Here is a 13,002-nt window from a genome sequence, read left to right on the forward strand (position 1 = left end):
AGCTCCGGGACCACGCCGACGTAAGGGCGGGGCCGCTTCCCGGCCGAGGCCGTGGACGCGGCCGAAGGCGAGGTCCAGTTCGCCGGAGAGCAGGCGGGGCACCGCGGCGGCCAGGCCCTGGCTGTGGACGACCTCCAAGGGCAGGCACGGGTTCTGGGCGCTCAGGCGCTCGGCGAGGACGGAGGGGGTCAGCCCTTCGGTGAGGACGTCGACGCGCAGCGGCGGGCGGGTCCGGGCGAGGTCGTCGACGAGCTGCCGGGCGTCGCCGAGCAGGCGTCGTGCGCGGGGGACGAACGTCTCGCCGGCGTCGGTGAGGCCGACCTGGCGCCGGTCGCGGTGGAACAGCCGGACCCCGAGGCGTTTCTCCAGAGCGGTGATCTGCGCGGACAGGGTCTGCTGCGCGATGCCGAGCCGGGCGGCGGCCCGGCCGTAGTGGAGTTCCTCGGCGAGGGTGACGGCGTAGCGCGCCTGGCGCAGATCGAGATCCACACCTTCACCGTAACAGTCTGGGACTGTCGCGTATCCGATGAGGAGTGTTGGACCGCCGGGGGCTCGCGGTCGTTGACTTAAGGAGCAGACGGCGCCGGACGGAAACGTTTCCAAGGTTCCGGTGGTGATGTGATCGCTCATTCGAAGGCAAGGCGGCAAGTGTGATGAAGGCAGTGGTGATGGACTCCTACGGCGGCCCGGAGGTTCTGCGGGTGGCCGAACTCCCCGAACCGCAGGCCGGTGCCGGGCAGGTCCGGGTGCGGATCAGGGCGGCCGGGCTGAACCCCATCGACGCCAAGATCCGGCGCGGGGAGTTCGACGCGGTCTACGCCATCGCGTTTCCCCAGCGGCTCGGCAACGAGTTCGCCGGCGTCGTGGACCAGGTCGGGGACGGCGTCGACGGCTTCGCGGCCGGTGACGAGGTGATCGGGTTCGTGGACATGGCGGCCTACGCCGAGCAGGTCGTCGTCCCCGTGGAGAACCTGACGGCCAAGCCCGCGGAGCTGTCGTGGGAGACGGCGGCGGTGGTAAGCGCGGTGGGCCAGGCGGCGTTCAACGCGCTGGAGACGCTGGGGGTGAAGGCCGGGGAGACGCTGCTCGTCCACGGCGCCTCCGGTGGTGTCGGGAGCCTGGCGGTGCAGTTCGCCCACGCGCGGGGCGTACGCGTCATCGGCACGGCGGGCGCGGACCACCACGACTACCTCCGCTCCCTCGGCGCCGTCCCCGTCACGTACGGCGAGGGCCTGGGGCGGCGGGTGCGCGAGGCGGCCCCGCAGGGCGTGGACGCCTCGCTGGACCTGACCGGCTCCGAGGAGGCCATCGGCGTCTCCGCCGCGGTGACCGGCGACAGGAGCCGGATCGTGACGCTGGCCAGCCCGCCGCTGGCCCAGCGGTACGGCATCACCATGATGTACGGCACCCGCTCGGCCGCCACCGTCGCCCGGGTCGCCCGGGCGGTGGCGCGGGGCGAGGCCGTCCTGCCCGTCGCCCGCCGCTTCGCGCTGACCGAACCGGCCGAGGCGCACCGGCAGATGGAGGCCGGCGGACACCGGGGCAAGCTCGTCCTGACGGTCGGCTGATCGCCGGGGCCGTGGCTCGGGGTGGTGGTGCGGGCGGCACCTTTGACGGCCCGGTATCTATCTGCGGCCGATACCCGCTGCGGCCGATACCCACTGCGCCGGAGTGCCGGCCGAAGGGAACGACGTGACGGAAGAAGACGAACACGACGGAAGGAGACGGTCGCCCATGTACGCCAAGCACGCCCAGGGCCGGATATCCCGCCAAGCCCACACACGGGCACCGGAGGGCACCTACGAGGAACACCACGCCCGCCAGGGGTTCGAGGGCGAGGTCTCCCAGCTCTACCACGCCCACCCCACCACCGACTGGCTGCGTGTCGAGGGCCCGATCCGGCCCCGCGGCGTCCAACTCACCGAGGTGCGGACGGCGGACGAGCACGACGCCCGCGCGCTGCCGACACCGCTGCTGTACAACGACGACATCACCCTCTCGGTCTCGCGGCGGACCGCGCCCATGCCGTACTACTTCCGCGATGCCGACGGCGACACCCTGCTGCTCACCCAGTCCGGCTCGGGCACCCTCGTCACCGACTACGGAACGCTCGACTACGGCCCGCTCGAATACCTGGTCATCCCCAAAGGCACCAACTACCGCGTCGTCCCCGACCCGGACCGCGGCCCGCACGTGACCTACGTCGTGGAAACGCGCGATCCCCTCACCCTGCCCGAGCGGGGCCCGCTGGGGCACTTCCTCCCCTTCGACCGCGGCGTCCTGGACGTCCCCCGGCTCGACGCCCCCTCCCCGAGGAACGCTGACGGCGAGTGGGAAGTGCTCGTCAAGCGGGACGGCGAACTGTCCTCCATCTTCTACGCGTTCGACCCCGCCGACGTGCGGGGCTGGACCGGCACCCTCGCCCCCTTCCGGCTGCGGCTGGCCGACATCCGGCCCGTCACCTCCGAACGGCTGGACGTGCCGCCGATGACCCACGCCACCTTCCAGGCGGGCGGGAACTGGATCGTCACCATGGCCCCACGTCCCACCCAGACCGCCGACGACGCCGAGCGGACCCCGCCCTACCACCGCAACGTCGACTACGACGAGGTCATCGTCCCCCTCGGCACCGGCGACGGCCGTCCCGCCGAGCCGCCGACGGGGCTGGCCGGCGTCATCCCCGGCGGGATGAATCACGGCCCCAGCCGGTCACGGCTGGCCGCCGCCCGGGACCGGTTGCCGGTCTATGTCTGGAACATCGACACCGTCCGCCCCCTGCGCTACACCGACGCCTTCGAGGCGCACGAGATCCCGGACTTCGCCCGCCGCGCGAGCTACCGCGGCTGACCCGCGCCCTTCCGTCCCGTCCGCTGCCGCCCCGCGAGGCGGCAGGCGAGCGACCCCAACAGCCCTCGCGCCGACCGATCCTGGAGTACCCCCGTCATGAGCCGTGTCCTGGCCCTCTCCGGCTCGCTCCGAGCCGCTTCCTTCAACACCCGTGTCCTGGAGGAACTCCAGGCCCTCGCCCCCGACGGCATGCGCATCGAGGTGTTCCGGCACCTGGGCGACCTGCCGCACTTCAACGAAGACCTGGAGAACGACCCGCCCGCCGCCGTGCGCCGCCTGTGGCAGGCCATCGCCGACGCAGACGGCCTGATCGTGGCCACCCCCGAGTACAACGGCGCGCTGCCCGGCGTACTGAAGAACGCGCTGGACTGGGCGTCCCGCCCCTACGGCGCCGGCGCGCTGCCCGGCCACGCCGCCATGGTCCTCTCCGCCTCACCCGGCATCTTCGGCGGCATCCGCGCCCAGAGTCAGCTGCGCGAACTGTTCGCGCTGCTCAACGTCTACGTCGTCGGCGGCCCCCAAGTCGCCGTTCCCGAAATCCACACGCGCCTCGACCCCACGGCCCGGCCCTCGGAACGGCTCACCGACCCCACCACCCGGTCCATGCTCACCTCCCTCCTCCACGGCCTGGCCGAAGCCATCGCCCACCGGGCGGGTGACCGCCTCATCCAGCCCCTGCGCCACTGGCAGAACCAGCAGAACCAGCAGAACCAGCAGGATCGGCAGAGCCGGGAGAATCAGGAGAGCCAGCAGGGCAGGCAGGCCGCCTGACCCCCGGCCCGAGGCCGAGCGCCCGCCTCACGACCCGGCACCCGGTCGCCTGCTCGAAGGCGCCATCGGTGAGTTCGCGACCGACCCCTCGGATGTCGATCCGCCGTGATGTCGGCCCACGCCATCACCGCCGCCGTGGAGTTGCACGCGGGCCCCGAGTCGGTCCGGCAGTCCGCCAGGGCGGACGGGGACCTGATCCCGTCCCGCCCGCGCCGGGCGCGGCACCGCATCGAGGAAGCCCGCGCCCACCACCTCGACGGACAGCCGGACGTCGCCCTGGCCACCCTCGCCAAGGCGCATGCGGCCGCGCCGGAGACGATCGCCTACAACGGCTACGCCCGGCGGATCGTGCTGGAGGAGACCGAGTCCCGGAGCCCGGAAGGGCGCCGCCGGGCCGGCGAACTCGCTGCGAAAATGGCGCTGGTGGCTGCCTGAGTTCCGGCGGGAAGTCACCTCCGCGCCAACCCGCGGGCGCCTTCCGCCTCCGCGCAGTCGGCTCTGCCCCGTAGGCTGCTTCGTGTGATCGAGGCAGTGGTTTTCGACATCGGCGAAACGATCATCAAGGACGACCGGAGCTGGGCGTCCTGGGCGGACTGGCTCGCAGTTCCCCGGCACACACTGTCCGCGCTCGTCGGCGCCGTCGTGGCGCAGGGGCGGGACAACGCCGACGCGATTCGGCTGCTCCGGCCGGGCATCGACCTCGCTGCCGAGATCCGCGCCAAGGAAGCAGCGGGATTCGGTGAACGACTGGACGAGTCGGATCTGTATCCGGACGTCAGACCGGCGCTGCAGGCGCTCCGCGCTGCCGGCCTGCGCGTGCTTCTGGCCGGGAACCAGACGGTCCAGGCGGGCGGCCTGCTGCGGGCTATGAACCTTCCCGTCGATGCCGTCGCCACCTCGGGGGAGTGGGGGGTGGCCAAGCCCGACCCCGCCTTCTTCGGCCGCGTCGCCGAGCTGGCCGGAACACCGCCCGAACGTACGGCCTATGTGGGTGATCACCCTGCCAACGACTGCGTTCCCGCGGCTGCGGCCGGGTTCCGTACGGCGCACCTGCGACGGGGGCCGTTGGGGCATCTGTGGGCGGACAGCGCGGAAGCCGCCGTGGCGGACTGGCGCATCCGGTCCTTGACGGACCTCCCCGGACTCCTTGTCCGGTAGGGCCTGGCGCGTGGCGCGGAGTCGCCTGAGCGTCGTACGGAAAAGCGTTGCGAAGGGGGAGCGGGAATGCCCACCTCACACTCGGGTGTAGGGAAGTACGTCGCGTTTCAACGCCGCCTCGCCGCCATGACACAGCGACAACTGGCGACTCAGGCCGGTTTGGCCCTCGGTACCCTCCGGAAGATCGAGCGAGACGAACGCGGGGCCGGTGAGGCCACTCTGGAGGCGCTCGCCGGGGCGATGGGCATTGACCTGTCGAAACTGCTGCCACAGCCGTCCCACGCGGACACGCGCATCCACCTGGCGATGCCGGCCCTGTCCGCAAGCCTGGCCACTTACGACATGCCCGAGGACGGACCGATCCGCTCACCGTCCGAGCTGTGTGAGGCCGTGAACAGGGCGGAAAAGTGGAGGCTTGGAGCTCAGTACGTCCTGATCTCCCGGGAGCTACCCGGTCTGCTCGCCGAACTGGCCCGAGCGCTGCACAGAGCAAGCCATGCCGAACGAAGCGGCAGCGCGGCCCTTTTGGCCTCCGCTTACCGCACGGCGGACGCGGTGGCCTACAAGTTCGGTGCCAGGGACCTCTCGGCCCGGTTGATCAGCCTGATGGAGTGGGCGGCCGAGCAGTCCGACGACCCCCTGCTGCGCGCCACCGTCGCCTACGTGGCCGCAGAAGTTCATTTTGCGTCGCGCACTCACCGAGCCGGCCTGCGTCGCCTTGAGGCGGCCATCGATGCCGCGCCCCGTCCACAGGACGTCGCAACCACTTCGGCGCTGGGAGCCCTGCACATGCGCGCCGCGGTCATCGCCGGCAGAGCGGGAGACGCGGAAGCGGCCGGGCTCCACCTCGCAGAGGCCGGACAGCTGAGCCGCCGTGTGGGCGAAGGTGTTTATGGAGGCACGGCGTTTGGCCCCGACTCGGTACTCGTTCACCGTGTCTCTGTGGCCGTGAGCCTGGATGGTGAACATCTTCAAGACGCGCTTTCCGTCGCGGACCGCTGGAGCCCGCCACTGACCATGCCGGCGGAGCGTCGCTCCGCGTTCTACATCGAGCTGGCCCGTGCCCAGCTGTGGACGGGACGCCATGAGGCTGCCTTTGCGGCCCTCAAAGCAGCGCGGCGCATCGCTCCGCAGCACACGCGTGAACACCCGTGGGTCAGGGAAGATGCCGCCACCCTGCGCCGGTTGAAGCGGGCCGACGCCCAGGAGATAAGCCACTTCGCCGAGTGGTGCCGCGCTACCGGATAGGGGCACGGCGGTACCCCTCACGGGGGTACTTGTGCCGGTCGTAGCGGGCCACCATCTCCTCGTCGGTACAGCCCAGCGGTGAGGAGAAACCAGTGGCCAAGCGCATCCGCACGCGGCGGACAGACGACCGGGCAACGCCCGCTGTCCTACGCACGGAACCGCACGTGGCGGCTGACTGTCATATCGGCCTCCACCGGAGATGCGAGGGCGCCACGACGATCCGCTGCATCTCCGGCGACACCGGCCGTGACCGCATCGAGTCCCTGCCCTGTACCTGCCCCTGCCACGACGACGGTGGCGGGATGAGCCTGTACCCCGCCGCTCCGGGACCGCCGGCACGCCCTCCCACTCCCCCTGTTCATCCCGATTGGAAAGCCCGCCCATGAGCGATCTCATCCGCCTCCACCCCTGGCTCGCCACCGGCGCCGCCGCCTGGCTCGTTTCGCGGGAGGTGCACCCCCGGGTGGCCCGGGAGGCGTGGGCCAAGGGGCTGCCGGCCACGTTGCGGGCCGGGATCCACTTCGACGTCGTCCACCTCCCCGCCGCGCTCGCCGAGGCCGGGGCCGCGAGCCGGGAGCGGGACGCGGTGGCGGCGCGGTTCCGGGAGGCGGGGATCACCGCGTCCGTGATCGTCTCCCGGCGGCGGGACCGGTACAGCGTGCTCGTGCCGCCGGACACCGCCGCGACCTGGGACGTGGCGCACACCCACTGCCTCGGGGCGAGCTGCCACACCAACTACTTGGCCGCTCCCGTTCCCACCCGGCGGCACCCGCCGGGCGCCTTCTGGCTGCTGCCCGCGCCCGACGGGCCCGACGCGCTGTGCGCGCCCGAGAGGCTGCGGGTGCTGCTTGCGGGCGTGGCGCGGTGACGAGCGAGGCCGCACGCGGAACGCCCCCGCACCGGCGAACCGGTGCGGGGGCGTTCCGTACGGAGACGGGGAGCCGTCAGACGGCGGCCTTCGGCCGCTCCGTCTCGTCCTCGCGCTGGGACGGGACCGGGGCGGCACCGTTCTCGCGCGGGACCGGGAGCAGCGCCATGACGACGGCGGAGATCACGATGGTCGCCGCCCAGCCCAGGCCGTACTTGCCGATGAAGGTGGTGGCCAGCGGGCCGGTGAACCAGGCGCAGTCGGTGAAGCAGAGGCCCGCGATCAGGGCGACGCCCCAGGCGGTCATGGCCTGCCAGCAGAAGCCGCCCACGTACCAGTAGCGGCTGGTACGGCCGGTGTCCATCAGGGCCTCGGGGTCGTAGCGCACCGCGCGCGAGCGGCGCCGGAACATGTCGACCGCGTAGACGCCGATCCAGGCGGAGAAGGAGACCGCGAGCAGGATCAGGAAGGTGATGAAGGAGCTCAGGAAGCTCTTCGCCACCAGCATCAGCAGCAGGCCGCCGACCAGGGAGATGACGGCGTTGATGCTGACGGCCATCGCGCGCGGCAGCTTGACGCCCATGGTCTGGGCGGTGAAGCCGGCCGAGTACATCGAGAGGCTGTTGATCAGCAGCATGCCGACGATGGCGGTGATCAGGTAGGGGACCGCCAGCCAGGTCGGGAGGATGTCGCCGAGGAAGGAGACCGGGTCGGCGGCGTTCGCCAGGTCCGGGGTGGACACGGCCATCACGGCACCCATGAGCACCATCGGCACCATGACGAGACCGGCACCGGAGATCGTCGTCCCCACGATCTTCTTGCCCGAGGCGGCGTGCGGCAGGTAGCGCGCGAAGTCCGGGCCGGTGGGGACCCAGCTGATGCCGCCGGCGGCGATGGTGCCGACACCGGCGACCACCATGGCCGTCGTGCCCGCGGGCTTGGAGAAGACCTCGTCCCAGTCGATGTTGGCGATCAGGTAGGCGAGGACGAGCACGCTGAAGACGCCGAAGAGATACGTCGACCAGGTGTTGCAGACGTTGAGCGCCTTGCGGCCCATACCGCTCACCAGGAACGTGCACGCGACGAACGCCAGCAGCGTGATCACGATCAGCGCGGTGTTGCTCTTCACCCCGAAGACCAGGTCCAGCACGGTCAGGACGGCGTACGCGCCGGTGACCGCGTTGATCGTCTCCCAGCCGAAGCGGGCCACCCACAGGATCGCGCCCGGGAAGAGATTGCCCCGCACACCGAACGTCGCGCGGGAGAGCATCGCGCCCGGCGCGCCGCCCCACTTGCCGGAGACCGACAGGACGCCCACGAGACCGAAGGAGACCAGCGCCGCGCAGGCGGCGACGATCAGGACCTGCCAGAAGTTCAGGGAGTTGAAGACGATCAGGGCCGCGCCCATGGTGAGCAGCAGAACGCTGATGTTGGCGGCGACCCAGGTCGGGAAGAGCTCCCGGACCCGGCCGTGCCGCTCATGGTCGGGGACGGGCTCGATGCCGCGCGTCTCGATGGCGCTCTCGGCGCCGTCGGTGCTGGACACGTTGGCGCCTTCGGCAGCGTTGTCCATGGTGGGGGCCATATCGGGGGCTCCGTGCGGGGTGTGAACAGGGCGGGCCCTGAACAGCGGGGGACAGAAAGGGACGGTCGGACTCTACGCGCGTCGCGCAAGCCGAGACCATCGTACTTAGATCTAACTTTGCGCAGTTAGTGCCATTGGTCCTTGTGGAAAACCACAAGAGACGCGGCGGGGAAGCACAAGGGCGCCGCGTCGCCGGGCGCTGCGGCGCCGGAACGGCAGGGTGGCCGATACTGGGTCCGTTATGGAAATCGTCATCCTTGCTGTAGTCATCGCTGTGGTCGCGCTCGGCGCGATCAGCGGGCTCGTGGTCAGCAGCCGCAAGAAGAAGCAGCTGCCCCCGGCTCCGCCGCCGAGCAGCCCGTCCGTCACCGCGCCGCCCGCCGAGCCCCACGTCGGCGAGGAGGCCGAGACCCCGCGCGAAGAGAAGCGCCGCACCGTCGAGGAGGTCGAGCTCCCGCCGGCGGAGGAGGCTCCTGAGGAGCCGGCGCCCGTCGCGGAGCCCGAACCCGAGCCCGAGGCGCCCGCCGTCGAGGTGCCCGAGCCCACCGCCGGCCGGCTCGTCCGGCTCCGCGCCCGCCTCTCCCGCTCGCAGAACTCCCTGGGCAAGGGGCTCCTCACGCTCCTGTCCCGGGAGCACCTCGACGAGGACACCTGGGAGGAGATCGAGGACACCCTGCTCACCGCCGACGTCGGCGTCGCGCCGACGCAGGAGCTGGTCGAGCGGCTGCGCGAGCGCGTCAGGGTGCTCGGCACCCGCACCCCGGAGGAACTGCGCGACCTGCTCCGCGAGGAGCTCCTGACCCTCATCGGCACCGACGCCGACCGCAGCGTGCACACCGAGTCCGGTGTGGGCGCCAACGGCGAGGAGAAGCCCGGCATCGTCATGGTCGTCGGCGTCAACGGCACCGGCAAGACCACCACCACCGGCAAGCTCGCCCGCGTCCTCGTCGCCGACGGCAAGTCCGTCGTGCTCGGCGCGGCCGACACCTTCCGCGCCGCCGCCGCCGACCAGCTCCAGACCTGGGGCGAGCGCGTCGGCGCCCGTACCGTCCGCGGCCCCGAGGGCGGCGACCCCGCCTCGGTCGCGTTCGACGCGGTCAAGGAAGGCATCACGGAGAGCGCGGACGTCGTCCTCATCGACACCGCCGGCCGGCTGCACACCAAGACCGGGCTCATGGACGAGCTGGGCAAGGTCAAGCGCGTGGTCGAGAAGCACGGCTCGGTCGACGAGGTGCTGCTCGTCCTGGACGCCACCACCGGCCAGAACGGCCTCGTCCAGGCCCGGGTGTTCGCCGAGGTCGTCAACATCACCGGCATCGTGCTCACCAAGCTCGACGGTACGGCCAAGGGCGGCATCGTCGTCGCCGTCCAGCGCGAGCTGGGTGTGCCCGTCAAGCTGGTCGGCCTGGGCGAGGGCGCGGACGACCTTGCGCCGTTCGAGCCCGAGGCGTTCGTCGACGCCCTCATCGGCGACTGAGCGACGGCCCGTCCGCTCGCCGGTCCGGCGGGTATGTGAGGGGTGCGAGGGAAGGGGACGGGTTCTGCCGCGGAGATCGCGGCAGGGCCCGTTCCGCGTGTGCGGGGACGTGGCGTCCGGGGCCGTGTACGGGGGAGGACGAGGGTCGAGGCCCGCGCTTGGCTCAGGCCGCGCCCGAGCGGTGGCAGACGTACGCCAGCGTGCCCAGCAGCAGCCGGGCCTCCGGCGGCCGGAAGGCGGTGTCCAGGGCCGGCGGGCGCAGCCAGCGCATCGGGCCGAGCCCGGCGAAGTCCGACGGCGGCGCGGTGACGTGGTCGCCGACGCCGAGCCCGTGCAGGTCGAGCCGGGCGTCGTCCCAGCCCATCCGGTACAGCAGTTGCGGGAGTTCGGCGGCGGCCCCGGGGGCGACGAAGAACAGGGCGCGGCCGTGCGGGGTGAGGGCCACCGGGCCCAGGGGGAGCCCCATCCGCTCCAGCCTGGCCAGCGCGTGCCGCCCGGCCGCCTCGGAGACCTCCAGGGCGTCGAACGACCGGCCCACGGGCAGCAGTACGGCGGCGCCGGGCACCTGGGCCCACGCGGTCGCGGCCTCGTCCAGCGTGGCGCCGGCGGGGATCACCGGGGCGCAGGCGAGGGGGTGGGCGCCGGGGGAGGGGCAGTCGGCGGCCCCGCACGAACACGACACCTGCTGCCCGGCGCGCACCGCGCGGGCGCCGGGCGCCACGTCCCAGCCCCACAGTCCGGTGCACTCCGCGACCACGGTCACGGCATCGGACGCGCGGCCCCGGCGCCGGGAACTCGCACGCAGGTCCCGGATGCCGCCGATTGTGAAGCCCATGCCCCCTCCAACGGGTCCTCGATGCGGTTGGTTACGGGTCGGAGTGTCCTGGACACGTACCGTCGCGGGAGCTGCTTCATGGCGGCGCGACGGTGTGCGGCGGGGGGTGTGACCTGCGGCGCGCGCCGTCGTTCGCTCCGGTTCACCCCTTGCCGGGTGCCGGTTTCCGTGCCCTCCGGTGCCCATGTCAAGTCAATCGCGCGGCAGGCGTGGCGCGTTCATTCCTTGGGGTGGCGAATGGTGGCGTTTACTGGACTGCACTCGCTTCGACCGTGATCGTAGGATTACTTTCGGTGTGTGAACCGCGGCGGCACTACGGGGTGCCGCCACCGCGTTCGCGCCCGTTCTCCCTTTTCCCGAGCGGCTGTTGAGCCGCCATGGTGCGATGGGGACGGGTGGGCGGCGTGAGCGGCGCGGTGCGCCGGTGGTTCACGACTCAGCGGTTCCGCACGGGCGAGTGCGGAGCCGGACGGTCTGGATGGGGGCGTTCCAGTGGACGGCAGCGTCAGCGGCACCGGCGGTGCCGGCAGGGCTGAGCCGGCAGGGCAGGGCGGCAGGGCCGACAGGGCCGACAGGGCGGCGAAGGCCGACAAGGCCGAACGGGACAAGGCCGAGCGGACGGAGAAGTCCGAGAAGCGCCCCAACGAGCAGCTCAACTCCTGGTTCCTGCGCAGCGGCTGGTCGAAGGGCGAGCTCGCGCGGCAGGTCAACCGCCGTGCGCGCCAGCTCGGCGCGCACCACATCAGCACCGACACCTCCCGCGTCCGCCGCTGGCTGGACGGCGAACAGCCGCGCGAGCCCATCCCGAAGATCCTCTCGGAGCTCTTCTCCGAGCGGTTCGGCTGTGTCGTCGGCGTGGAGGACATCGGCCTCCGCACCGCTCACCGGTCGCCCTCCGTGTCCGGTGTCGACCTGCCCTGGGCCGCCCCCCAGACCGTCGAAATGATCAGCGAGTTCTCGCGCAGCGATCTGATGCTCGCCCGGCGCGGCTTCCTCGGCACCTCGCTCGCCCTCTCGGCGGGGCCCGCCCTGATCGAGCCCATGCAGCGGTGGCTGGTCCCCACCTCGCCCGTGGGCGCCACGCCCTCCGGCGCCGGTGACCGCACCCGTCGCGGCCGGCTCTCCAAGCCGGAGCTGGACCTGCTGGAATCCACCACCATGATGTTCCGCGCCTGGGACGCCCAATGCGGCGGCGGCCTGCGCCGCAAGGCGGTGGTCGGCCAGCTCCACGAGGTCACCGACCTCCTCCAGGAGCCGCAGGCCGACGAGACGTCCAAACGCCTCTTCAAAGTGGCCGCCGAACTCGCCCAGCTCGCGGGCTGGATGAGCTACGACGTCGGCCTGCACCCTACCGCCCAGAAGTACTTCGTGCTCGCCCTGCACGCCGCCAAGGAGGCCGGCGACCGCCCCCTGGGTTCGTACGTCCTCTCCAGCATGAGCCGGCAGATGATCCACCTCGGCCGGCCCGAGGACGCGCTCGAACTGATCCACCTCGGGCAGTACGGATCACGCGAGACGGCGACGCCCCGCATCCAGTCCATGTTGTATGCGATGGAAGCCCGGGCGTACGCCACCATGGGCCAGCCCGCCAAGTGCAAACGCGCCGTCGGCATGGCGGAGGACTGCTTCTCCGACTGCGCCCCCGGGGACGGCGATCCGGACTGGATCCGCTTCTTCTCCGAGGCCGAGCTGAACGCGGAGAACGCCCACTCCTACCGTGACCTCGCCTACGTCGCCGGCCGCAGCCCGATGTACGCCTCGCTCTCCCGCCCCAAGATGCTCCAGGCCGTCCACCTCTTCGAGGAGGACGGCGAACACCAGCGCTCCTACGCCCTGAACCTGATCGGCCTGGCCACCGTCGACCTCATGGAGCGGGAGCCCGAGGCGTCCACCGTCCATCTGGCCAAGGCCCTGCGCATCGCCAAGCAGGTGCGCTCCGAGCGGGTCAACAACCGGCTCCGCAAGACCGTGGACACCGCGGTCCGCGACTTCGGAAGCGTCGACGAAGTCCGCGATCTCACCGAGCAGCTCGCCCTCCACCTGCCGGAATCCGTGGAGGCCGCTCCCGCCTGACGCGCCGGGTGATGCCGCGCGAGCCCGCGGGCCCGTCCCGGACCCCGGCCGCGTCGGCCGCGGCCGCCGCGTCGGCGCGGGTGGCCGTGGACCGAGAACCGCCCCGGAACGGAGGACGTCATGCAGGCAGACGACGGTGC

At 71.8% G+C, this 13,002-nt stretch carries 11 protein-coding genes and 1 pseudogene; 9 read left to right on the forward strand and 3 right to left on the reverse strand.

Annotated features, from left to right (window positions below):
* A partial coding sequence (locus ACSNOK_RS22645; RefSeq protein ID WP_436782582.1) for a LysR family transcriptional regulator occupies positions 1-489 on the reverse strand: 489 nt, incomplete at its 3' end.
* Between the two features lie 164 nt (positions 490-653).
* Here ACSNOK_RS22645 and ACSNOK_RS22650 point away from each other — a divergent pair.
* The 7 genes and pseudogenes from ACSNOK_RS22650 to ACSNOK_RS22680 all read left to right on the forward strand — a co-directional run bounded on the left by ACSNOK_RS22650 (position 654) and on the right by ACSNOK_RS22680 (position 6,892).
* Positions 654-1,568, forward strand: a complete 915-nt coding sequence (locus tag ACSNOK_RS22650; RefSeq protein WP_436782591.1) for an NADP-dependent oxidoreductase — start codon at positions 654-656, stop codon at positions 1,566-1,568.
* A gap of 166 nt (positions 1,569-1,734) precedes the next feature.
* Positions 1,735-2,847: a homogentisate 1,2-dioxygenase gene (locus ACSNOK_RS22655; protein ID WP_436782583.1), complete on the forward strand. Its 1,113-nt coding sequence runs from the start codon at positions 1,735-1,737 to the stop codon at positions 2,845-2,847.
* A 96-nt stretch (positions 2,848-2,943) separates the two neighbouring features.
* Positions 2,944-3,618, forward strand: a complete 675-nt coding sequence (locus tag ACSNOK_RS22660; protein WP_436782584.1) for an NAD(P)H-dependent oxidoreductase — start codon at positions 2,944-2,946, stop codon at positions 3,616-3,618.
* 102 nt (positions 3,619-3,720) lie between these two features.
* Positions 3,721-4,053: pseudogene (locus ACSNOK_RS22665) on the forward strand (XRE family transcriptional regulator); the annotation flags it as partial.
* A gap of 84 nt (positions 4,054-4,137) precedes the next feature.
* On the forward strand, positions 4,138-4,776 hold the full coding sequence (locus ACSNOK_RS22670) for an HAD family hydrolase (protein ID WP_436782585.1): 639 nt from the start codon (positions 4,138-4,140) through the stop codon (positions 4,774-4,776).
* Positions 4,777-4,842: 66 nt separating this feature from the next.
* Positions 4,843-6,024, forward strand: coding sequence for a helix-turn-helix domain-containing protein (locus ACSNOK_RS22675; RefSeq protein WP_436782586.1), 1,182 nt, complete (start codon positions 4,843-4,845; stop codon positions 6,022-6,024).
* A gap of 382 nt (positions 6,025-6,406) precedes the next feature.
* Entirely contained in the window at positions 6,407-6,892 is a 486-nt protein-coding gene (locus ACSNOK_RS22680) for a hypothetical protein (RefSeq protein ID WP_436782587.1), read from the forward strand.
* A gap of 76 nt (positions 6,893-6,968) precedes the next feature.
* Here ACSNOK_RS22680 and ACSNOK_RS22685 read toward each other — a convergent pair whose 3' ends face one another.
* On the reverse strand, positions 6,969-8,465 hold the full coding sequence (locus ACSNOK_RS22685) for a purine-cytosine permease family protein (RefSeq protein WP_436782588.1): 1,497 nt from the start codon (positions 8,463-8,465) through the stop codon (positions 6,969-6,971).
* A gap of 253 nt (positions 8,466-8,718) precedes the next feature.
* On the opposite strand from ACSNOK_RS22685, the gene ftsY reads away from it, so the two are divergent.
* Positions 8,719-9,954 (forward strand): signal recognition particle-docking protein FtsY, encoded by a 1,236-nt coding sequence (gene ftsY / locus ACSNOK_RS22690; RefSeq protein WP_436782589.1) that lies wholly within the window; start codon positions 8,719-8,721, stop codon positions 9,952-9,954.
* A 163-nt stretch (positions 9,955-10,117) separates the two neighbouring features.
* Here ftsY and ACSNOK_RS22695 read toward each other — a convergent pair whose 3' ends face one another.
* Positions 10,118-10,789: a bifunctional DNA primase/polymerase gene (locus ACSNOK_RS22695; protein ID WP_436782590.1), complete on the reverse strand. Its 672-nt coding sequence runs from the start codon at positions 10,787-10,789 to the stop codon at positions 10,118-10,120.
* 666 nt (positions 10,790-11,455) lie between these two features.
* On the opposite strand from ACSNOK_RS22695, the gene nsdA reads away from it, so the two are divergent.
* Positions 11,456-12,862, forward strand: a complete 1,407-nt coding sequence (nsdA, locus tag ACSNOK_RS22700; protein WP_436782592.1) for a transcriptional repressor NsdA — start codon at positions 11,456-11,458, stop codon at positions 12,860-12,862.
* Positions 12,863-13,002: the final 140 nt, after the last annotated feature.

Source organism: Streptomyces sp. URMC 126, from assembly GCF_051386555.1.
Lineage (GTDB): Bacteria > Actinomycetota > Actinomycetes > Streptomycetales > Streptomycetaceae > Streptomyces.